The sequence below is a fragment of the Pseudomonas sp. MLB6B genome (genome assembly GCF_054508135.1).
The window spans coordinates 499,492-519,996 of the sequence record NZ_CP199313.1 but is presented as its reverse complement, the minus strand read 5'-3'; the positions used below and the strand labels follow the sequence as shown (position 1 = coordinate 519,996).

The 20,505-nt window shown below is 65.6% G+C and carries 18 protein-coding genes; 8 read left to right on the top strand and 10 right to left on the bottom strand.

Annotation, left to right across the window (positions count from 1 at the left end):
- Positions 1-21 precede the first annotated feature (21 nt).
- Positions 22-1,863: a dihydroxy-acid dehydratase gene (gene ilvD / locus ACSMEV_RS02190; protein WP_459207067.1), complete on the bottom strand. Its 1,842-nt coding sequence runs from the start codon at positions 1,861-1,863 to the stop codon at positions 22-24.
- 510 nt (positions 1,864-2,373) lie between these two features.
- Here ilvD and mgtE point away from each other — a divergent pair.
- Positions 2,374-3,429, top strand: coding sequence for a magnesium transporter (gene mgtE / locus ACSMEV_RS02185; RefSeq protein WP_459207066.1), 1,056 nt, complete (start codon positions 2,374-2,376; stop codon positions 3,427-3,429).
- A 51-nt stretch (positions 3,430-3,480) separates the two neighbouring features.
- Here the strand turns inward: mgtE and ACSMEV_RS02180 are convergent, their stop codons facing one another.
- On the bottom strand, positions 3,481-4,677 hold the full coding sequence (locus ACSMEV_RS02180; protein ID WP_296266540.1) for a class I SAM-dependent rRNA methyltransferase: 1,197 nt from the start codon (positions 4,675-4,677) through the stop codon (positions 3,481-3,483).
- A 213-nt stretch (positions 4,678-4,890) separates the two neighbouring features.
- Here ACSMEV_RS02180 and ACSMEV_RS02175 point away from each other — a divergent pair, with 213 nt between their 5' ends.
- Together ACSMEV_RS02175 and mutM are read left to right on the top strand one after the other, a co-directional pair.
- On the top strand, positions 4,891-5,709 hold the full coding sequence (locus tag ACSMEV_RS02175; protein WP_459208278.1) for an HDOD domain-containing protein: 819 nt from the start codon (positions 4,891-4,893) through the stop codon (positions 5,707-5,709).
- Between the two features lie 3 nt (positions 5,710-5,712).
- Complete coding sequence (gene mutM / locus ACSMEV_RS02170; RefSeq protein WP_296266538.1) at positions 5,713-6,525, top strand: bifunctional DNA-formamidopyrimidine glycosylase/DNA-(apurinic or apyrimidinic site) lyase; 813 nt, start codon at positions 5,713-5,715, stop codon at positions 6,523-6,525.
- A gap of 18 nt (positions 6,526-6,543) precedes the next feature.
- Here mutM and ACSMEV_RS02165 read toward each other — a convergent pair whose 3' ends face one another.
- Positions 6,544-6,795 (bottom strand): YfhL family 4Fe-4S dicluster ferredoxin, encoded by a 252-nt coding sequence (locus ACSMEV_RS02165; protein WP_296266537.1) that lies wholly within the window; start codon positions 6,793-6,795, stop codon positions 6,544-6,546.
- A gap of 112 nt (positions 6,796-6,907) precedes the next feature.
- A complete protein-coding gene (gene coaD / locus ACSMEV_RS02160) occupies positions 6,908-7,387 on the bottom strand; it encodes a pantetheine-phosphate adenylyltransferase (protein WP_296266534.1) in 480 nt (159 codons plus the stop codon).
- A 256-nt stretch (positions 7,388-7,643) separates the two neighbouring features.
- Between coaD and ACSMEV_RS02155 the strand changes: the two genes are divergently transcribed.
- Complete coding sequence (locus ACSMEV_RS02155; protein WP_459207065.1) at positions 7,644-8,498, top strand: sulfurtransferase; 855 nt, start codon at positions 7,644-7,646, stop codon at positions 8,496-8,498.
- Positions 8,499-8,507: 9 nt separating this feature from the next.
- On the opposite strand, the gene ACSMEV_RS02150 is transcribed toward ACSMEV_RS02155, so the two are convergent.
- The 6 genes from ACSMEV_RS02150 to ACSMEV_RS02125 all read right to left on the bottom strand — a co-directional run bounded on the left by ACSMEV_RS02150 (position 8,508) and on the right by ACSMEV_RS02125 (position 15,865).
- The gene (locus tag ACSMEV_RS02150) at positions 8,508-9,515 is read right to left on the bottom strand and encodes a hydrolase (protein WP_459207064.1); all 1,008 of its coding nucleotides are present in this window, start codon (positions 9,513-9,515) and stop codon (positions 8,508-8,510) included.
- A gap of 59 nt (positions 9,516-9,574) precedes the next feature.
- A complete protein-coding gene (locus tag ACSMEV_RS02145) occupies positions 9,575-10,978 on the bottom strand; it encodes a M16 family metallopeptidase (RefSeq protein ID WP_459207063.1) in 1,404 nt (467 codons plus the stop codon).
- Positions 10,975-12,288 (bottom strand): M16 family metallopeptidase, encoded by a 1,314-nt coding sequence (locus tag ACSMEV_RS02140; RefSeq protein WP_459207062.1) that lies wholly within the window; start codon positions 12,286-12,288, stop codon positions 10,975-10,977. The genes ACSMEV_RS02145 and ACSMEV_RS02140 overlap by 4 nt, the downstream gene beginning before the upstream one ends.
- A gap of 151 nt (positions 12,289-12,439) precedes the next feature.
- Positions 12,440-13,039, bottom strand: a complete 600-nt coding sequence (gene rsmD / locus ACSMEV_RS02135; protein WP_459207061.1) for a 16S rRNA (guanine(966)-N(2))-methyltransferase RsmD — start codon at positions 13,037-13,039, stop codon at positions 12,440-12,442.
- The gene (locus tag ACSMEV_RS02130) at positions 13,039-14,517 is read right to left on the bottom strand and encodes a M16 family metallopeptidase (RefSeq protein WP_459207060.1); all 1,479 of its coding nucleotides are present in this window, start codon (positions 14,515-14,517) and stop codon (positions 13,039-13,041) included. The genes rsmD and ACSMEV_RS02130 overlap by 1 nt, the downstream gene beginning before the upstream one ends.
- Complete coding sequence (locus tag ACSMEV_RS02125; RefSeq protein ID WP_459207059.1) at positions 14,510-15,865, bottom strand: M16 family metallopeptidase; 1,356 nt, start codon at positions 15,863-15,865, stop codon at positions 14,510-14,512. Before ACSMEV_RS02125 ends, ACSMEV_RS02130 begins: the two co-directional genes overlap by 8 nt.
- A 231-nt stretch (positions 15,866-16,096) precedes the next feature.
- Between ACSMEV_RS02125 and ftsY the strand changes: the two genes are divergently transcribed.
- The 4 genes from ftsY to rpoH all read left to right on the top strand — a co-directional run bounded on the left by ftsY (position 16,097) and on the right by rpoH (position 20,418).
- Positions 16,097-17,752, top strand: coding sequence for a signal recognition particle-docking protein FtsY (ftsY, locus tag ACSMEV_RS02120; protein ID WP_459207058.1), 1,656 nt, complete (start codon positions 16,097-16,099; stop codon positions 17,750-17,752).
- Entirely contained in the window at positions 17,749-18,420 is a 672-nt protein-coding gene (gene ftsE / locus ACSMEV_RS02115; protein ID WP_296266523.1) for a cell division ATP-binding protein FtsE, read from the top strand. Before ftsY ends, ftsE begins: the two co-directional genes overlap by 4 nt.
- Positions 18,417-19,439 (top strand): permease-like cell division protein FtsX, encoded by a 1,023-nt coding sequence (gene ftsX, locus ACSMEV_RS02110; RefSeq protein WP_459207057.1) that lies wholly within the window; start codon positions 18,417-18,419, stop codon positions 19,437-19,439. Before ftsE ends, ftsX begins: the two co-directional genes overlap by 4 nt.
- A 124-nt stretch (positions 19,440-19,563) precedes the next feature.
- Positions 19,564-20,418: an RNA polymerase sigma factor RpoH gene (gene rpoH / locus ACSMEV_RS02105; RefSeq protein ID WP_296266521.1), complete on the top strand. Its 855-nt coding sequence runs from the start codon at positions 19,564-19,566 to the stop codon at positions 20,416-20,418.
- Positions 20,419-20,505 lie beyond the last annotated feature (87 nt).

Sequence of the window (20,505 nt, the reverse complement as noted above, 5' to 3'; positions counted from 1 at the left end):
ATTGCGTATGCCAGCCGAACCTCACAGCCCGTCGAGCATCGCCTTGTTGCGCACCGCGCCCTTGTCGGCGCTGGTCGCCAGCAGGGCATAGGCTTTCAGCGCGGTGGTCACCTTGCGCGGACGCACTTCGACCGGCTTCCAGCCCTTCTTGTCCTGCTCGATACGGCGGTGCGACAGCTCTTCGTCGCTGACCAACAGGTTGATCGAACGGTTGGGAATGTCGATCAGCACCTTGTCGCCATCGCGGACCAGACCGATCGCGCCACCGGCAGCGGCTTCCGGCGAAGCGTGGCCGATGGACAGGCCCGAGGTGCCACCCGAGAAGCGGCCGTCGGTGAGCAGGGCGCAGGCTTTGCCCAGGCCTTTGGACTTCAGGTACGAGGTTGGGTAGAGCATTTCCTGCATGCCCGGGCCGCCCTTCGGACCTTCATAACGGATGATGACGATGTCACCGGCCTGCACTTCGTCGTTGAGGATGCCGCGTACCGCGCTGTCCTGGCTCTCGAAGATCTTGGCGTTGCCTTCGAACACGTGGATCGACTCGTCGACACCGGCGGTCTTCACCACGCAGCCGTCCTGGGCGATGTTGCCGTACAGCACGGCCAGGCCGCCCTCCTGGGAATAGGCGTGCTCGAAGCTGCGGATGCAACCGTTCTCGCGGTCGTCGTCCAGGGTGTCCCAACGGGTCGACTGGCTGAACGCGGTTTGCGTCGGGATGCCGGCCGGGCCTGCTCTGAAGAAGGTGCGCACGGCTTCGTCGTCGGTCTGGGTGATGTCCCACTGGGCGATGGCGTCGGCCATGCTCAGGCTGTGCACGGTCGGCAGGTCGGTGTGCAGCAGGCCGCCACGGGCCAGCGAACCGAGGATGCTGAAGATGCCGCCTGCGCGGTGCACGTCTTCCATGTGGTACTTCTGGATGTTCGGCGCCACCTTGCACAGCTGCGGCACCTTGCGCGACAAGCGATCGATGTCGCGCAGGTCGAACTCGACTTCGCCTTCCTGGGCCGCGGCCAGCAAGTGCAGGATGGTGTTGGTCGAACCGCCCATGGCGATGTCGAGCATCATGGCGTTCTCGAACGCCTTGAAGTTGGCGATGCTGCGCGGCAGCACCGACTCGTCGTTCTCGCCGTAGTAACGCTTGCACAGCTGCACGATGGTGCGCCCGGCGGTGAGGAACAGTTGCTCGCGGTCGGAGTGGGTGGCCAGGGTCGAGCCGTTGCCTGGCAGGGCCAGGCCCAGGGCTTCGGTCAGGCAGTTCATCGAGTTGGCGGTGAACATGCCTGAGCAGGAACCGCACGTCGGGCAGGCGCTGCGCTCGTATTCGGCGACCTTTTCATCGGACGCGGTCGAGTCGGCGGCGATGACCATGGCGTCGACCAGGTCCAGGCCGTGGCTGGCCAGTTTGGTCTTGCCGGCTTCCATCGGCCCCCCAGAGACGAAGATCACCGGGATGTTCAGGCGCAGCGCGGCCATCAGCATGCCGGGGGTGATCTTGTCGCAGTTGGAGATGCAGACGATGGCGTCGGCGCAGTGCGCATTGACCATGTACTCCACGGCGTCGGCGATGATCTCGCGGCTGGGCAGCGAATAGAGCATGCCGTCGTGGCCCATGGCGATGCCGTCGTCGACCGCGATGGTATTGAATTCCTTGGCCACGCCACCGGCACGCTCGATCTCGCGGGCGACCAGCTGGCCCATGTCCTTGAGGTGCACATGTCCCGGAACGAACTGGGTGAAGGAGTTGGCGATGGCGATGATCGGTTTCTTGAAATCGTCGTCTTTCATGCCGGTGGCGCGCCACAGGGCACGGGCGCCGGCCATGTTGCGGCCGTGGGTGGAAGTCTTGGAACGGTAATCAGGCATGAAGCACTCCTGGCGGCTTGATCAGGTCACATGAAGGGGAAGTGAGCTTCTCTTGTCCATTGCGCCGAAAGTCGGTTGCCATTGGCACGGATGAGGTCGACGACAGCACGGGATCGCCGCGTGCTCGACCAGAGCTCATAAACCCGCCGGGGGATGACTGGCGATGAATAGGCCCGATTCTACACCGCTGGCGTAGGGAGGGAACGGCGAGTTGGACAGTTGGCCGCTGTGGCTTTGTGGCGCCTTGCGCCGGGCATTGATCGGGCGCTCTGTAGGACGCTTCCGAAAACGCACGGATTGGCGAGCCTAGGGCTGACTTCGGCCATGTCCCTTCCTATCATTGCCGCGCCGCATGTGCGGCTCGACGAGAAACACCTCAATGGACCTTCCCAGTTTCAGTTCCCCCGGAATCTGTCATCTGGCACTGAGCGCGCCGTCGCCAGGGCTACCGCAGGCTTGAGCCCGGCAGGGTGAGGTCCGCAGGTGCCTGGACGGCGCCTGGAGACTTTCATGCACTACGGTATGTCCGCCACCCCTTCCCCCAACGATCTGCGCCAAGCCGCCCAAGCCCGTCGCGACCAGTTCCTGCAACTGGTCCACTACCGCGAAGGTACTGCCGGCGCGCTCATGACGAGCCAGTACTCGAGTCTCGACCATGGACTGCACGCCAGCCAAGCCATCGACATGTTGCGCCGCGAGGCTGCCGACGCCGAAACCATCTATCAATCCTACGTGCTGGACAGCGCCCGCAACCTGCTCGGTACCGTATCCCTGCGCGAGTTGATCCTGGCCGCGCCGGACTGCCCTGTGGAACGGATCATGACGCGTAAGGTGCTCTGCGTCAGCGTCTCCACATCGCAGGAAGAAGTGGCGCGGTTGATCCGCGCGCACGACTTGCTGGCGCTACCGGTGCTCGACGAAGCCGGGCGTCTGGTAGGGATCATCACCTGCGACGAAGCGATGGACGTGGTGGTCGACGCCGCCACCGAAGATTTTCACAAGGGCGCATCCATCACCAACCACATCGGCAACCTCAAGGACGCCACCCTTGGCCTGCTGTACCGCAAGCGGGTGCTGTGGCTGGTGCTGCTGGTCTTCGGCAACCTGTTCTCCGGCGCTGGGATCGCGGCGTTCGAAGACACCATCGCGGCGCACATCGCGCTGGTGTTCTTCCTGCCGCTGCTGGTCGACAGCGGCGGCAACGCAGGTGCGCAGTCCGCCACCTTGATGGTTCGCGGCCTGGCGACGGGTGAAGTGGTATTGCGCGACTGGCTGCAGTTGCTCGGTCGCGAATGCGGGGTCGCCTTGGCACTGGGCGCTACGATGGCCGTGGCGGTGGCCGGGCTCGGCATCCTGCGCGGCGGTGCGGATATCGCATTGATCGTCGCCAGCAGCATGGTGGTGATCGTGCTGATGGGCAGCCTGATCGGCATGAGCCTGCCGTTCATGCTCAGCCGACTCAAGCTCGACCCTGCCACTGCGAGCGGCCCTTTGGTCACCTCGATCGCCGATGCAGTGGGGGTGCTGGTGTATTTCGGGATTGCGTCGCAGGTCCTGGAGATTTAGGAGGGAGAGGCCGCAGCGACCACCGTCGGGGGTGGTCGCAAGCGACGCTCCTCAGCTGTTGGGCAACAACCGGCAAGTAATGCTCTTGATGTAACGCGTTTCCGGAATGGCCGGATGCACCGGATGGTCCGGCCCCTGGCCGCCGCGCTCGAGCAGTTGCAGGTTGCGGTCCAGGTGGCGGGCGCTGGTCAGCAGAATGCCGTTCAGGTCGTCTTCGGGCAGGTGCATCGAGCACGAGGCGCTGACCAGGATGCCGTCCTTGTTCAGCAGGCGCATGGCCTGCTCGTTCAGGCGGCGGTAGGCGCCTTCGCCGTTCTTCAGGTCTTTCTTGCGTTTGATGAAGGCGGGCGGGTCGGCGACTATCACGTCGAAGCGCTCTTCGGCGGCCTTGAGTTCCTTGAGTGCTTCGAACACGTCGCCTTCGATGCAGGTCAGTTTTTCCCCAATGCCATTGAGCGCGGCATTGCGCTCCACGCCATCCAGGGCGAAGCCCGAGGCATCGACGCAGAAGACTTCGCTGGCGCCGAACACGCCGGCCTGCACACCCCAGCCGCCGATGTAGCTGAACAGGTCGAGCACGCGCTTGCCGGCGACATAGGGCGCCAGGCGCGCGCGGTTCATGCGGTGGTCGTAGAACCAGCCGGTCTTCTGTCCTTCGCGCACCGGGGCTTCGAACTTGACGCCGTTCTCTTCCAGGGCGACCCAGTCCGGCACTTCCCCATAGACGGTCTCGACGTAGCGCTGCAGGCCTTCGGCGTCACGCGCGGCCGAATCGTTCTTGAACAGGATGCCGCTGGGCTTGAGCACCTGCACCAGCGCGGCGATCACCTCGTCCTTGTGCGCTTCCATGGTCGCCGAGGCCAATTGCACCACGAGGATGTCGAAGAAGCGGTCCACCACCAGCCCTGGCAGCAGGTCGGAGTCGCCGTACACCAGGCGATAGCAGGGCTTGTCGAACAGACGCTCGCGCAACGACAGCGCCACGTTGAGGCGGTGCACCAGCAGCGACTTGTCCAGCGCCAGTTTGGCGTCGCGCGACAACAGGCGGGCGCAGATGAGGTTGTTGGGGCTCACCGCTACCACGCCCAGAGGCTTGCCGCTGGCCGTTTCGAGAATGGCCTGCTGGCCGGCGCTCAGGCCTTGCAGCGGGGTGGCGGCAACGTCGATCTCGTTGCTGTAGACCCACAGGTGGCCGGCGCGCAGGCGGCGGTCGGCGTTGGCTTTGAGGCGAAGGCTGGGCAGGGACATGACGTCGCTCCGGGAAAAAAGAGCGGGAGTATAGCCTGTCGGCCGGGCGAGGTGCTGCCCCGAGGCCGGGCCGTGACAAATGGTTAATCCAGCGAAGTTGCACTCAACGATTGCTTTGCCTACAGGTAGAATCGGACGCATCTTACCGAGTGCCCCTACATGTCCCACGAACTCACCCCCGAGCAGATTCAGCAAGCCTTGCAAGGCATCAGCATTCCCCCGCAGCCGCAGATCCTGGTCGACCTGCAGTTCGAGCAGTACATGCCGGACCCGGACCTGGGCACCATCGCCCGTCTGATCGCCCAGGATCCGGGTCTGTCCGGGGCCCTGCTCAAGCTGGTCAACTCCACGCAATTCGGTCTGAGCAACAAGATCGGCTCGATCCAGAAGGCGGTGAATCTGCTCGGCAGCCGCTCGATCATCAACCTGATCAACGCTCAGTCGATCAAGGGCGAGATGAGCGACGAAACCATCGTCACCCTCAACCGTTTCTGGGATACCGCCCAGGACGTGGCCAACACCTGCCTGACTCTGGCCAAGCGCACCGGCATCCAGGCGGTCGACGAAGCCTACGCCTTGGGCCTGTTCCACGATTGCGGCGTGCCGCTGATGCTCAAGCGCTTCCCCAACTATATGGACGTGCTGGTCGAAGCCTATGCCGAGGCCAACGAGGGCTGGCGCGTGGTGGATACGGAAAACCGTGCGCTCAACACCAACCATTCGGTGGTCGGCTACTACACTGCACGTTCCTGGCGCCTGCCCGAGCACCTGAGCATGGCCATCGCCAACCACCACAATGCCTTGGCGATCTTCAGCGACGAGTCGTCGCACAATGCGCAGCCACAGTTGAAGAATCTGCTGGCGGTGCTCAAGATGGCCGAACACATCTGCGCCTCATATCGCGTGCTGGGCAACCAGAGCGTCGACCATGAATGGAACGCCATCGCGCCGCTGGTGCTGGACTACATCGGGCTGTCGGAGTACGACTTCGACAGTCTCAAACAGAACCTCCGAGAGTCGAGCGGGCACTGATTCATGCCGGAACTGCCAGAAGTCGAAACCACCCGGCGCGGAATTGCGCCATTTCTCGAAGGCCAGCGCGTCAGCCGCGTGGTGGTGCGCGACCGCCGCCTGCGTTGGCCGATCCCCGAAGACCTCGACACGCGGCTGTCCGGGCAACGCATCGTCACCGTGCAGCGCCGCGCCAAATACCTGTTGATCAACGCCGAGGTCGGCACCTTGATCAGCCATCTGGGCATGTCGGGCAACCTGCGGCTGGTCGAGGGCGGCTCGCCGGTGGGCAAGCACGAGCATGTGGACATCGAGCTGGAATCGGGGCTGATCCTGCGCTACACCGACCCGAGGCGTTTCGGCGCCATGCTCTGGAGCCTGGACCCGCACAACCACGAACTGTTGCTGCGCCTAGGGCCGGAGCCGTTGACCGACCTGTTCGACGGCGAGCGGCTGTACCAGCTCTCGCGCGGCCGTTCGATGGCGGTCAAGCCGTTCATCATGGATAACGCCGTGGTGGTGGGGGTTGGCAACATCTATGCGAGCGAGGCGCTGTTCGCGGCGGGCATCGACCCGCGGCGCGAGGCGGGCGGGGTTTCCCGGGCGCGGTACTTGAAGCTGGCCGAAGAGATCAAGCGCATCTTGGCCGCGGCCATCGAGCGTGGCGGCACCACGCTGCGCGATTTCATCGGCGGCGACGGTCAGCCGGGGTATTTCCAGCAGGAGCTGTTCGTCTACGGGCGTGGCGGCGAGCTGTGCAAGGTGTGCGGCACGACCCTGCGCGAAGTCAAGCTGGGGCAGCGCGCGAGCGTGTACTGTCTGCGCTGCCAGCGCTGAGCGCGATATCGGCCTGACCTAGAACTTGCCGGTGATCTGGCGGTACTTGGCCATCAGCTGTTCTTCGGTTTCCGGGTGGGCTTCATCCAGCGGGATGCAGTCGACCGGGCAGACCTGCTGGCACTGCGGCTCGTCGTAATGGCCCACGCACTGGGTGCACAGGTTGGGGTCGATCACGTAGATCTCTTCGCCTTGGGAGATCGCCGCGTTCGGGCACTCGGGTTCGCAGACGTCGCAGTTGATGCAATCGTCGGTGATGATCAGGGACATGGGGACTCCGACCGGGGGCATCGCGCCCGGACCTGTAGCTAACTGAGCAAGGGCGCAATTGTGCCGTATTCGCGCCCGCAGTGCACGCGGGCGCGTCGAGCGGCGCGGCGGGTCAGCGCTTGAAGCGCTCGGTCAGCGCGTCGGCCACCGCCGGATGCACGAACTTGGTGATGTCGCCGCCCAGCGCGGCGATCTCCCGAACCAGCGTCGAGGAGATGAACGAATAGCGCTCGGAGGGGGTGAGGAACAGGCTTTCCACATCCGGGGCCAATTGCCGGTTCATGTTCGCCAGCTGGAATTCGTATTCGAAGTCCGACACGGCACGCAGCCCGCGCAACAGCACGTTGGCGCCCTGTTCCTTGGCGAACGCCGCCAGCAGCGTGGAGAAACCGAGCACGGTGACGTTGGGCAAGTGGCCGGTCACCTCCTGGGCCAGCGCCACGCGTTGCTCCAGCGGGAACAGCGGGTTCTTCTTCGGGCTGGCCGCCACGGCAATGATCACGTGGTCGAACAGCCGTGAAGCGCGCTCGACCAGATCGCCATGGCCCTTGGTAATCGGGTCGAAAGTACCCGGGTACAACACTCGGTTCATCGCTTGATCCTGGCAGGAGTGCGTTAGGGAGTCGGATGGTAGCGCAGGGACTGCGCCCGGCCAAGTCGCGTGGACCAACGATGGCACGCTCGACTGGGTTGTCGTCGCCCGGCAGCGCGTCGGACGGCCGGATCGCACGCCCGCACGCAGGTCGGACAAGCGCGCGTCGGCGCTGCGTGCGGGTACCCAGCACCCGTCGGATGACCGTAAGATGACAACGGCCCACGTCCATCCCGTCATCGATAAGGAGTTAGTCATGCCGCTTGCGCAATTGATCACCCCGCAGCAGTTGGCCGAGCGTCTGGAGACGCCGGAGGTGGTGATCCTCGACTGCCGTTTTGCCTTGGACGATGCCGACTACGGGCAGCGCAGCTATGCCGAAGGGCACATCGCCGGCGCACAGTTCGCGGACTTGGAGCGCGATCTGAGCGGGCCGGTAAGCAAGGGTCGTACCGGGCGCCATCCGCTGCCTGACCCCGCTCGGCTGTCGGGCCGTCTGCGCGAGTGGGGCATCGACGTCGACAGCGAGGTGGTGCTGTACGACGACGGGCCGGGGCTGTTCGCAGCGCGGGCCTGGTGGTTGCTGGCCTGGCTGGGCAAGCGCGACGGTGTGGCGCTGCTCGATGGCGGCCTCAAAGCGTGGCATGCCGCGCACCTGCCGCTGAGCCTCGATCCGCCGGCCAAGCGCGAGGGCACGTTCGTCGGCGAGCCCGACCCAAGCCTGGTGATCGACGCCGAACACTTGCTCAAACGCCTGCGCAGCCCCGACCTGACCCTGATCGACGCCCGTGCGCTGCCGCGCTTTCGTGGCGAGGTCGAGCCCATCGATCCGGTCGCCGGGCACATTCCCGGCGCCCAATGCCAGGCCTTCAACGACAACCTCGACGCCGAGGGGCGTTTCCTGCCTGTGGAGCAGCTGCGGGCGCGCTTCGCCAGCGCCCTGGAACAGCGCCCGGCCGAACAGTTGGTGGCCTACTGCGGCTCCGGGGTGTCGGCCTGCCACAACCTGTTCGCCCTGGCCCTGGCCGGCTACCCATTGGGGCGCCTGTATGCCGGTTCCTGGAGCGAATGGATCACCGATCCGCAGCGCGCCATCGCCACGGGCGACTGACCCCAAGCGCTACTGGGGCGGGTGTTCGAACGCCTCCAGCAGCCACTGCGGGATGCGTCGCTCCAGGTAATAGCTGGGCTTGCGCAGGCTCCCCTCGACGAACCCCACATGCCCGCCGCACCGATGCAGTTCGAACTGCGTCAGCGGCGGCAGTGCTTGGGGGTCGGGCAGGCTGTGGGTGAACACGAAGGGGTCGTCGCTGGACTGGATGATCAAAGTCGGCGTGCGGTTGTCCGCCAGATAGAAGCCGCTCGAAGCACGCCGGTAGTAGTCGTGGACATCGCGAAAGCCGTTGAGCGGCGCGGTGACCTTGCCGTCGAATTCCCAAAAGGTCTTGAGGTTGCGCAGCGAACCCAGGCCGTCGAGGGTCCGCACCGCATCGTGATGGCCGCCTGCGCGCAGGTGGCGCTGCTTGTTCTGCACGTAGGCGAGCATCTCGCGCATGAAGTGCGCCTGGTACACCTTGGAAAACCCCTGGCCCATGCGGTCGGCGCATTGGTCGAGGCGAAACGGCACCGATACCGCCACGGCGGCCTGCAACTGGCTGGCGCTGCCGCTTTCGCCCAGGTACTTGAGCAGCACGTTGCCGCCCAGGGAATACCCCACCGCATACAGCGGCGCCAGCGGGCGCTTGGCACGCAGCAGGGCAATGATTTCGGCCAGGTCTTCGCTGGCGCCGGAGTGGTAGCTGCGCGGCAACAGGTTCGGTTCGCCCGAGCAGCCGCGCCAGTTCACCGCCACGCTGGCCCAGCCCTGGTCGCCGAGGGCCACTTGCAGCCCTTTGACGTAAGGCGAATCGGACGAGCCGGTCAGACCGTGCAATACCAGCACCAGCGGCGCTTCGGCCTGGTGCGGGCCATACCAGTCGAGGTCAATGAAGTCGCCATCGGCCAGCCATAGCCGCTCACGCTCCCGCGAGAGGGGCGCAAGCTTGCGCCACAGCGGGCCCCAAAGGGTCTGCAGGTGCGGGTTGGTCAAGCCAGTGGCGGGGCGGAAAGGGGCGGTGCGGGTGGGCATGTCGAAAGGCTCCGGATAAGCCTGCGCAGCTTGCCACGAAACACCGCCTTTGCGTGCGGCTAGGCGTCGTCCAGATCCGGCAACCGCTGTTGCGCCGCTTGCGGTCCGATACTGAAGAAGCTCATACGTCCTGTGTCGATCCAGCGTCGTAGCGCGGGCGCCACTTGTTGTGGCGTGACGGCGGCCAGCCGGTCGAGGTGCTCGGCCAGGTAATCGGCGGGCAATCCCAACTGGCCATGTTCGGCCAGCCAGGCGGCGCGCTGGTCATTGCGCGCGGCCTGGAGCAACAGCTGTACGGCGCGTAGGTTGAGCACCCGCTCCAGCTCCGCAGGGCTCGGACCCTGCTCGATCAGGCAGTCGATCAACTCCAGCACCAGGCGACGCGATGCTTCGGCGTACTCGGCGGCGATGTCCCACTCAACTTGCAGCACACCGCCGGCCCGCCACAGGGTGGGCGTGGCGCGGATGCTGTAGGTAAGGCTGCGGCGGGTGCGCAATTCGTGCATCAGGCGCGAGTCGAAACTCGAACCCAGCACATCGCAACCCAGCAGCACGGCTTCATGGTCGGCGTCATCCGGCGCCAGCGGCAAGGGCATGGCGAGTGTCGCCTGGGTCCTGGCACCGGCAGTCCGCCATTCGCGGCGGATAGCCTCTGCGGGGGTGGGCGCTAGCGGTGGCAAGGCGGCCCAGTGCTGGGGCAGGGCATCGCTCAGGGCCGCAGCCACTGTCTGTGCCTGGTCGAGGGAAAGGTTGCCGACCAGAGCGATCTCGACGTTGTTGGCGCTGTAGGCGCGGCCATGGAACGCGCGCAGATCCTGTGCTTCGAGTGCCTGTACACCGGCGGCGGTGCCATTGACGTAAGCCGAGTAGGGGTGGTCGGCGAACACCTGACCCAGTACCGCCCGCTGTACGACGCTGGCCGGATTGTCGTCGAGCTGGCTCAGGTGGGCGAGCAGGCGTGTCTTGATCTTGTCCAGCGCTGGCACCGCGAAGCGTGGACGACCGAGGAGGGTGGTCAGCAGTTGCAGGGCAGGCTCGCGAACCGCTGCGGTAGCCAGGCAGCGCAGTGACACCATGGCGTGGTCGGGGTGCACCTGCCGAGTGAACAGGGCGCCGAGGTCTTCCAAGGCTGTGGCCAGGCCCTGGGCATCGTATTCGCCGGCGCCCTGGTCGAGCATGTACAAAGTGGCTGCAGCCAAGCCGGGCGAATCGCCGTCCAGGCGGCTACCGGCGTCGAAGCGCAGTACGACGTCGAGAATGTCCAGCTCGCGGGACTCGACGAAGCTGACCCCGCTGCCGTTGACGGTTTGCCAGCGATGCACGGTGCTGGCTATCGGTGGCAATTGCGCCAGATCGATACGCTGAGCCGATTCCAGCGCGCCGAAGTCGACCGAGGCGGCGGCTGGGGTGGCTGGGCAGGACGACGCCTGTGTGGTTGCGGGAGAAGGTCGATCGATATTCATTGGGCCATGGCCTCCGGCTGCGTGTAGGTCAAGGTCAGGCGGTCGCGGTTCAGGTAGTGCCGGGCCACGCGTTGCAGGTCTTGGGCGCTGACGGCTTCGAGGCTCTGGCGTTCATGGTCCAGCGTTGCCAGGCTCGCACCGCTGACCACGTGACGGCCCACGTCGTAGGCGCGCTGTTGCAGCGAGTCATGGCGGAACACGCGCTCGGCCAGCAACTGGGTTTTGGCGCGTTGCAGCTCTGCGGGTGGCACAGGCTGATCGCTGAGGGTTTCGATGAGGGCCAGCACACGTTCGCTGGCGCTCTGTACGGTCTGACCTGGGCTGACCAGGGCGCGCAAGGTCAGCAGCGTGTCGCCTCGCAAGTGCCGGTCGAACTCGCTGAGCACTCCGCGCAAGAGCGGTTGCTCACGCACCAGCGCGGCATACAACCGCGAACTGGCGCCTGTGCTCAGTACCGCCAGCGCCACTTGCAGCGCATGGACGTCCTGCACCGAGGCCGTATTGCCCAGGCTGGGTGCGTTGAAACTGAGCGCCAAGCCTGGGCGCAGGCCTGGGAGCCGCACGGTCTGGTTGCGCTCGCCCAGGGCTGCGCGATGTCGGAAAGGTAAGGTGCGGTCCAGCGACGCCCTCGGCAGATGCCCGAAATGACGTTCGACCAGCTCGTGCAGCGCTGCCCGTTCGAGGTCGCCCGCCACCACCAGCGTGGCGTTGTTGGGATGGTAGTGGCGTGCATACCACGCCTTGACGCTCTCCAGGGTCAGCGATTGCAGGTCGTCGAACACATCGTGATGGGAGCGCGCGTAGGGGCTGTCACCGTGCGCCAGGTGCAGGTGCTGCGCGTTGGCCTGTTCGTCGGGCACGCTGTCCACGCGCAGGCGATGTTCGTTCATCAGGGTCGTGCGCACGCCACTGAAAGCCTGCGCGCTCAGGTGCGCGTGGGCCATGATGTCCGCCTGCGCTTCGAGGACGATTTCCAAACGGTTCACCGGTACGGTGGCCACGTACATCGTGGCGTCGTCCAGCGTGAACGCACGGGGAGCGGCGCCAAGACGCGCCAGTACGCTGCTGTACTGGCCTTGAGGAAGCTTGCGGCTGCCTTCGAATATCAGGTGTTCCAGCGCATGGGACATACCCGATTGGCCAGGCGGCTCGTCACTGGCACCGACGTGATACCACAGTTGCGTACTCACCAAGGGGGCACGATGGTCTTCGAGCAGCACTACCGTGAAGCCATTGTCGAGGGTGAAGTGCTGGGTGGGCGGGGCGGTCGAAGGCTGTGCGGGCTGGGTGGCGGGCGGGGAAGTAGGCATGGGCCGAAGTGCTCCTTGGTAGGTCAAAGGGGAGCAGCTTCGGTCATGCGCTGGAGGCGGCAGCGTTAATTAAGTCATCACACGGCAGGTCTTGTTCGGGCGCCTGCCTGTGCGACGGAGGGTCGACGGTCGCCCGATGCTGCGCCGGGGCTCAACCGCGTTGCCAGAGCGCATAATGCACCTGGCCGGTCTTCTTCTCGCGGTGCAGACGCCAGCTAGCCGGCATCTGCACCGTGGACGGCGCGGCCTCGCTCTCGGTGTAGATCCAGGCCTGTTCGCGTAACCACTGCTGGCTTTCCAGCAGTTCGCAGGTGTTGGCCAGCAAGTCCTGGTGGAAGGGCGGATCGAGGAACACCACGTCGAACTGTTGCTTGGCCGGGCCTTGCAGGTAACGCAGGGCGTCGGTTTGCAGGATCTGCCCACGCGGGCAGCGCAGCAGTTCGAGGTTGTCCTTGAGGTTGGCGATGGCGGCGGGGTTGCTGTCCAGGGCCACTGCGTTTTCGGCGCCGCGCGACAGCGCTTCGAGCACCAGCGCGCCGCTACCGGTGAAGGCGTCCAGCACGCGGGCGCCTTCGATGTGCGGCGCCAACCAGTTGAACAGGGTCTCGCGTACCCGGTCGGGGGTAGGGCGCAAGCCTTCGCCATCGGGCACGGCGAGGCGGCGGCTGCGCCACTCGCCGGCGATGATACGTAGCTGGCCCGAGCCTTTGCTGGCGCTGGCCGGTCGGGAGGGGGAAGTGGTTCGTGGCATCAATGCTCCGGTACGCCCAGTGGCTGGTCGGCGGGTTTTTCGGTGGGCGGCGGCAGGGGTTTCTGCGGCACTTTCGGGCCGATGGTGACGATCACCAGCTTGTCGGCCGACAAGTGCTTGTTCATCGCCGCCTTGACCTGCTCGACGGTAAGGGCCTGGGACTGCTGCATGAAGTCTTCCAGCCAGGTCAGCGGCAGGTCGTAGAAGCCGATCGCGCCCAGTTGGCCGACGATGCTGGCGTTACTGGCGGTGGACAGCGGGAAGCTGCCGGCCAGTTCGCGCTTGGCGTCGTCGAGTTCCTTCTGCGTCGGGCCGGTCTTGAGGTAGTCGCCGAGCAGGTCTTGCACCAGCTTGAGCGTGCCTTCGCTGAGTTCGGCGCGGGTCTGCAGGTCGATGGTGAACGGACCGCGCACCTGCATCGGAGTGAAGGAGGAGTACACGCCGTAGGTCAGGCCGCGTTTTTCCCGTACTTCGGTCATCAGGCGGGTACCGAAGGCGCCGCCGCCGAAGATCTGGTTGCCCATCGACAGCGCGGCCCAGTCCGGGTCCTTACGGTCGATGCCCAGCTCGGCCAGCATCAGGTGGGTCTGCTTGGACGGGAAGTCGATGTGCTGCGCGCTCGCCTTGGGCTCGCTCGGTTGGGCCGGCGCCGGCAACGCCGGGCCTTTGGGCAGGTTGGCCGAGACCTGGGCGGCGATGGCTTCGGCCTCGCTGCGGCTGAGGTCGCCGACCAGCGCGATCACGGCATTGCCTGCGGTATAGGCCTTGGCGTGGAACGCGCGCAGTTGCGCCTGGGTGATGCCGGGGATGCTTTCGGCCGTGCCTTCGCTAGGTGTGCCGTAGGGGTGGCTGCCGTAGAGCTTGCTGGACAGCACCTTGCCGGCGATGCGGCCAGGGTTCTGCTTTTCGTACTCGAAGCTGGCCAGGAGCTGGTTCTTGACCCGCTTGAGCGACTCTTCGGGGAAGGTCGGCTTGCCCACCACGTCGGCGAACAGCGCCAGGGCCGGGGTGCGTTTGTCGCTGGCGCTCAGGCTGCGCAGGCTGGCCACGGCCATGTCGCGGTACGAACCGCCGCTGAAGTCGGCGCCGAGGTCTTCGAAGCCTTCGGCGATGGCGGTGACGTCCTTGCCTTTGACGCCTTCGTTGAGCATGGCGTTGGTCAGCGCCGCCAGGCCCTGGGTGCCGGCGTCCTGGCTGCTGCCGGCGGCGAAGGTCACGCGCAGGTCGAACATCGGCAGTTCGCGGGCTTCGACGAACAGCACGCGTGCGCCTTGGGCGGTTTTCCAGTCCTGCACGTTCAACTTGCGGCCGCTGGGCGCCTTGCCGTCGAGCTCGGCGAGCGATTGCAGGGCGGGTTGGGCGGCTTGGGCATTGTCGGCGGCCTGGGCCGGGTTGGCCAACACGGCGGACATCGCCAGGGCCAGGGCCATCAGGCCGGCGCCGATCGAGGTCTGGCGCGGTGCGCGACGATCACTCATGGGCGGACTCCTCGGGCAGTACATGGGCAACGCTCAGGCGTTCGCGGGTGAAATAGGTGCGGGCGGCGTCCTGGATGTCCTTGGGCGTCACGCGTTCGAGGGCGGCCAGTTCGCTGTCGATGAGCTTCCAGGACAGGCCGACCGTTTCCAGCTGGCCGATGGTGGTGGCCTGGCTGCTGATCGAGTCGCGGTCGTAGACCAGGCTGGCGATCACCTGGGCGCGCACGCGCTCGAGTTCCTTGGCGCTGGGCGGGTTGTTCTTGAGGTCGTCGAGCTGTTCCCACAGACCTTTCTCGACGTCGGCGAGGGTTTTCTGCTTCTGCACGTTGGGCGTGGCCGAAATGAGGAACAGGCTGTCGCCGCGGGTGAAGGCGTCGTAGCCGGTCGAGGCGCCGGCCACCAGTTCCTGGCCGCGCTCCAGGCGCGACGGCAGGCGGGCGCTGTAGCCGCCGTCGAGCAGGGCCGAGATCAGGCGCAGGGAGTGTACGCTGCGGGCGTCTTCGGCGGTGGCCAGGCCCGGCACGTTGAAGCCGTAGATCAGACTCGGCAGTTGCGTGGCGACATGCACGGTGAGTTGGCGTTGGCCGGGCGCGGCCAGCTCCAGAGGCAGCTTGGCCGGTGGCACGACGCGCTTGGGAATGGCGCCGAAATACTTCTGCGACAGGATCTTGATCTCATCGACGGTGACATCGCCAACCACCACCAGGGTGGCGTTGTTCGGCGCATACCAGGATTCGTACCAGTGGCGCAGCTCTTCGACCTTCATGCGCTCCAGGTCGGCCATCCAGCCGATGGTCGGCGTGTGATAGCCGCTGGCGGGGTAGGCCATGGCGCTGAACAGCTCGAAGGCCTTGGCGTTGGGCTTGTCGTCGGTGCGCAGGCGACGCTCTTCCTTGATTACCTCGATTTCCTTGGCGAACTCGTTGGCCGGCAGGCGCAGGCTGGACATGCGGTCGGCTTCGAGCTCGAACGCGACCGGCAGGCGGTCGCGGGCCAGAACCTGGTAGTACGCGGTGTAGTCGTCGCTGGTGAAGGCGTTCTCTTCGGCGCCGATGTCGCGCAGGATGCGCGAACCTTCGCCGGGGCCGACCTTGGCGCTGCCTTTGAACATCATGTGCTCGAGGGCGTGGGACAGGCCGGTCTGGCCTGGGGTCTCGTAACTGGAGCCGACCTTGTACCAGATCTGCGACACCACCACGGGTGCGCGATGGTCTTCGCGCACGACCACTTTCAGGCCGTTGTCGAGGGTGAATTCATGGGTGGCCTGGGTGTCGGCGGCCAAGGCGGCGAGCGGCAGGCAAAGGGTGCCGAGCAGCAGGCCGGCAGCGCGGCGGGCTAGAGCATTCATAAGGGGTTCAACCTGTTCGGCGGCCCGCTTGGGTTTAGCGTCGGCGGGCCTGGAGGTGCTAGGATACTGATCCGGTCGCCTGGCGACCATGCCTGTCGCCGTTCTGGCCAGCGGGCCCTTAAGACAAAACGTTGCGCATGAACCAGTCGGATCGAAGATAGTCTGTTCTGCGTCTATTGAATTCCTGATGCGCCACTGCTGGCGCGTCGCTGCCTTGAGATAGCCGTCTCCATGTTTGGTTCCAACGACGACAAGAAAGCGCCGGCCGAGGCTGGTCAGAAGAAAGGCCTGTTCAGCTGGTTCCGCAAGAAGCCGCAGGCACCTGCCGCCGACGAACCCAGCGCCGTCGAGGCGACTGCCGCCGAGGCCCTGGCTGCCGAAGCCGAGCAGGCACCGGTCGTGCCCGAGCCGGCGGTCGCGCCAGGCGTCGAGGCGCCTGCCAACCACCTGGTATTGCCGGTGGCCGAAGAGCCGGTGGCCCTGGTGCCGGATCTGGAACCTACGCCGCCGCCTGCGATTCCCGAGCGTGAAGACACGCCTGCGCTGGCACCGACTTCAGCGCCTGCACCGTCGCCTGCACCAGCACCGACCCCAGCGCCTGCGCCGACGCCTGCACCAGCACCGACCCCAGCGCCTGCGCCGACGCCCACACCAGCACCGACTCCAGCGCCTGCGCCGACGCCTGCACCAGCACCGACTCCAGCGCCTGCGCCGACGCCCGCACCAGCACTGACCCCAGCGCCTGCGCCGACGCCCGCACCAGCACCGACCCCAGCGCCTGCGCCGACGCCCGCACCAGCACCGACCCCAGCGCCTGCGCCGACGCCCGCACCTGCACCGACTCCAGCGCCCGCGCCAACACCTGCACCCGCTCCGACGCCTGCGCCCTCCGAAGCCGCGCTCCCTGTCGCGCCGCCCGCCCCGGCACCGGACATCCCCGCCGCCGAGCCGTCCAAACCCGGCTTCTTCGCTCGCCTCAAGCAAGGCCTGACCAAGACCAGCGCCAGCATCGGCGAAGGCATGGCCAGCCTGTTCCTGGGCAAGAAGGTCATCGACGACGAACTGCTCGAAGAGATCGAAACCCGTCTGCTCACCGCCGACGTCGGTGTCGAAGCCACCTCGGTGATCGTGCGCAACCTCACGCAGAAAGTCGCGCGCAAGCAGCTGACCGATGCCGACGCCCTGTACAAGTCCTTGCAAGAAGAACTGGCCGCCATGCTGCGTCCGGTCGAGCAGCCACTGACCGTGACCTCACAGAGCAAGCCCTATGTGATTCTGGTGGTCGGCGTGAATGGCGCCGGCAAGACCACCACCATCGGCAAGCTGGCCAAGAAGCTGCAGCTCGAAGGCAAGAAAGTCATGCTGGCGGCCGGCGACACCTTCCGTGCGGCTGCGGTCGAGCAGTTGCAGGTGTGGGGCGAGCGCAACAACATTCCGGTGATCGCCCAGCACACCGGTGCCGACTCCGCCTCGGTGATCTTCGACGCCGTGCAGGCCGCCAAGGCCCGTGGCGCCGACGTGTTGATCGCCGACACCGCCGGCCGGCTGCACACCAAAGACAACCTGATGGAAGAGTTGAAGAAGGTCCGCCGGGTCATCGGCAAGCTCGACGCCGACGCGCCCCATGAGGTGCTGCTGGTGCTCGACGCCGGCACCGGACAGAACGCCATCAGCCAGGCCAAGTACTTCCATCAGAGCGTGGAGCTGACCGGCCTGGCCCTGACCAAGCTCGACGGCACTGCCAAAGGTGGGGTGATCTTCGCCCTGGCCAAGCAGTTCAACCTGCCGATCCGCTTCATCGGCGTCGGCGAAGGGATCGACGACCTGCGCACCTTCGAGGCCGAACCCTTCGTCAAGGCGCTGTTCGCCGAACGGGACGCTCCATGATTCGCTTCGAACAGGTCGCCAAGCGCTACCCCAACGGCCACATCGGCCTGCACGAGTTGAGTTTCCGGGCGCGCCGGGGCGAATTCCTGTTCGTCACCGGCCACTCCGGCGCCGGCAAGAGCACCTTGCTGCGCCTGCTGCTGGCGATGGAGCGGCCCACCAGCGGCAAGCTGCTGCTCGCCGGGCAGGACTTGGGCCAGATCAGCAACGCGCAGATTCCGTTCCTGCGCCGGCAGATCGGCGTGGTGTTCCAGAACCACCAGTTGTTGTTCGACCGCACCGTGTTCAACAACATCGCCCTGCCGCTGCAGATCCTCGGCCTGTCCAAGCCCGAGATCGCCAAACGCGTCGACTCGGCGCTGGAGCGCGTGTCGCTGTCCGACAAGGGCGAGCTGTTCCCGGCCGACCTGTCCACCGGTCAGCAGCAACGGGTCGGCATCGCCCGCGCCATCGTGCACCAGCCCGCGCTGCTGCTGGCCGACGAACCCACCGGTAACCTCGACCCGCGCTTGGCGGCGGAGATCATGGGCGTGTTCGAAGACATCAATCGCCTCGGCACCACGGTGCTGATCGCCAGTCACGATCTGGCCCTGATCGCACGCATGCGCCACCGCATGCTGACCCTGCAACGCGGCCGACTGATCGGCGACGGGGAGGCCGGCCAATGAGCAGCACATCCACGCGTAAAGTATCCGAACGCGTCGCGCCCAAAGGCGCCGAGGCGCCGAAGAAAAAACCCGGCCAACACGACGACGACGGCCCGGACCTGCGCACCCTCATGCGCGCCTGGGGCGAAAGCCATCGCGCGAGCCTGGCCGACAGCCTGCGTCGCCTGGCCAAGCAGCCGATCGGCAGCTTCTTCACCTGCCTGGTGATGGCGGTGGCGCTGAGCATGCCCATGGGCCTGTCGCTGCTGCTCAAGAACGTCGAAGTGCTCGGCGGCTCCTGGCAGCGCGCGGCGCAGATTTCTCTGTACTTGAAGATGGACGCCAGTAGCGCGGATGGCGAAGCCCTGCGCGAGCAGATTGCCGACATGCCGGGCGTGGCCCAGGCGCAGTACGTCAGCCGTGATCAGGCACTAGAGGAGTTCAAGCACCAGTCGGGCCTCGGCGAGGCGATCCGCGAACTGCCGGAAAACCCCTTGCCCGGCGTTGTGGTGGTAACCCCGGAGGAGGTCGACAAGCCGACCCTGGAAGCCCTGCGCCAGCGCCTTTCGGAGCTGCCACGGGTCGAGGTGGCGCAGTTGGACCTGCTGTGGGTCGAGCGTCTGGCGGCGATCCTCAAGTTGGGCGACCGCTTCGTGTTCGGGATGGCGGTGATGCTGATTTCGGCTTTGTTGTTAGTAATTGGTAACACCATTCGTCTACATATCGAGAACCGCCGCATCGAGATCGAGGTGATCAAGCTGGTGGGCGGTACCGACAGCTACGTGCGCCGGCCTTTCCTGTACATGGGCGCGCTCTACGGCCTGGGTGCCGGCCTGCTGGCATGGGGCATCCTGGCGTTCGGCCTGAGCTGGCTGAACGAGGCCGTGGTAGGGCTTTCGGGCTTGTACGGCAGCGATTTCGCCCTCGCAGGTGTACCAGGGTCGGATGGACTCTCGCTCTTGATCGGTGCTGTACTGTTGGGGTATATCGGTGCGTGGATCGCCGTGGCTCGCCATTTGAACGAGCTGGCGCCACGCTAGTCGCCATCATGGTAGTAACAATCGCCAACGTTGCATTTCGTTCATCTTGGAACTCGAACCTGGATTTACGGGTCAATGTAGGCAGTGCTCACGAGGCACAATTTCGAAAGTTGGAGGTTCTTGAATGACCACATCGTTGCAACCTGCGTATGCCTTGGTACCGGGTGCAAACCTGGAAGCCTATGTGCACACGGTCAACAGCATCCCGCTGCTGACGGTCGAGCAGGAGCGTGATCTGGGCGAGCGTCTCTATTACCAACAGGATGTCGAGGCCGCCCGCCAGATGGTGATGGCCCACCTGCGTTTCGTTGTCCATATCGCCCGCAGCTATGCCGGTTACGGCCTGGCCCAGGCTGACCTGATCCAGGAAGGCAACGTCGGCCTGATGAAGGCGGTCAAGCGTTTCAACCCGGAAATGGGTGTGCGCCTGGTCTCGTTCGCCGTGCACTGGATCAAGGCCGAGATCCACGAGTTCATCCTGCGCAACTGGCGCATCGTCAAGGTGGCGACCACCAAGGCGCAGCGCAAGCTGTTCTTCAACCTGCGCAGCCAGAAGAAGCGCTTGGCGTGGCTGAACAACGACGAAGTGCATCGCGTCGCCGAAAGCCTGGGCGTCGAGCCGCGCGAAGTGCGCGAGATGGAAAGCCGTCTGAGCGGCCACGACATGGCCTTCGATCCGGCCGCCGAGGCCGACGACGACAGCGCTTTCCAGTCGCCCGCGCATTATCTGGAAGACCATCGCTACGACCCGGCCCGTCAGATGGAAGACGCCGACTGGAGCGACAACGCGTCGAGCAACCTGCACCAGGCACTGAGTGGTCTGGACGACCGTAGCCGCGACATCCTCTACCAGCGCTGGCTGGCCGAGGAAAAGGCTACGCTGCACGAGTTGGCCGACAAGTACAGCGTCTCGGCCGAGCGCATCCGCCAGTTGGAAAAGAACGCGATGAACAAGGTCAAGGCCCTGATCGCCGCCTGATCCACGTTCCACGCTCGCAAAAAAGCCGCTGCCCGCAAGGGCCGCGGCTTTTTCGTATGTGGGTTTTACGGCGTTTGACTACCCCGG

Coding starts and splice junctions, on each gene's coding strand:
- ilvD (WP_459207067.1), bottom strand. CDS start 1,863: ATGCCTGATTACCGTTCCAAGACTTCCACCCACGGCCGCAACATGGCC.
- mgtE (WP_459207066.1), top strand. CDS start 2,374: ATGCACTACGGTATGTCCGCCACCCCTTCCCCCAACGATCTGCGCCAA.
- ACSMEV_RS02180 (WP_296266540.1), bottom strand. CDS start 4,677: ATGTCCCTGCCCAGCCTTCGCCTCAAAGCCAACGCCGACCGCCGCCTG.
- mutM (WP_296266538.1), top strand. CDS start 5,713: ATGCCGGAACTGCCAGAAGTCGAAACCACCCGGCGCGGAATTGCGCCA.
- ACSMEV_RS02165 (WP_296266537.1), bottom strand. CDS start 6,795: ATGTCCCTGATCATCACCGACGATTGCATCAACTGCGACGTCTGCGAA.
- coaD (WP_296266534.1), bottom strand. CDS start 7,387: ATGAACCGAGTGTTGTACCCGGGTACTTTCGACCCGATTACCAAGGGC.
- ACSMEV_RS02155 (WP_459207065.1), top strand. CDS start 7,644: ATGCCGCTTGCGCAATTGATCACCCCGCAGCAGTTGGCCGAGCGTCTG.
- ACSMEV_RS02150 (WP_459207064.1), bottom strand. CDS start 9,515: ATGCCCACCCGCACCGCCCCTTTCCGCCCCGCCACTGGCTTGACCAAC.
- ACSMEV_RS02145 (WP_459207063.1), bottom strand. CDS start 10,978: ATGAATATCGATCGACCTTCTCCCGCAACCACACAGGCGTCGTCCTGC.
- ACSMEV_RS02140 (WP_459207062.1), bottom strand. CDS start 12,288: ATGCCTACTTCCCCGCCCGCCACCCAGCCCGCACAGCCTTCGACCGCC.
- rsmD (WP_459207061.1), bottom strand. CDS start 13,039: ATGCCACGAACCACTTCCCCCTCCCGACCGGCCAGCGCCAGCAAAGGC.
- ACSMEV_RS02130 (WP_459207060.1), bottom strand. CDS start 14,517: ATGAGTGATCGTCGCGCACCGCGCCAGACCTCGATCGGCGCCGGCCTG.
- ACSMEV_RS02125 (WP_459207059.1), bottom strand. CDS start 15,865: ATGAATGCTCTAGCCCGCCGCGCTGCCGGCCTGCTGCTCGGCACCCTT.
- ftsY (WP_459207058.1), top strand. CDS start 16,097: ATGTTTGGTTCCAACGACGACAAGAAAGCGCCGGCCGAGGCTGGTCAG.
- ftsE (WP_296266523.1), top strand. CDS start 17,749: ATGATTCGCTTCGAACAGGTCGCCAAGCGCTACCCCAACGGCCACATC.
- ftsX (WP_459207057.1), top strand. CDS start 18,417: ATGAGCAGCACATCCACGCGTAAAGTATCCGAACGCGTCGCGCCCAAA.
- rpoH (WP_296266521.1), top strand. CDS start 19,564: ATGACCACATCGTTGCAACCTGCGTATGCCTTGGTACCGGGTGCAAAC.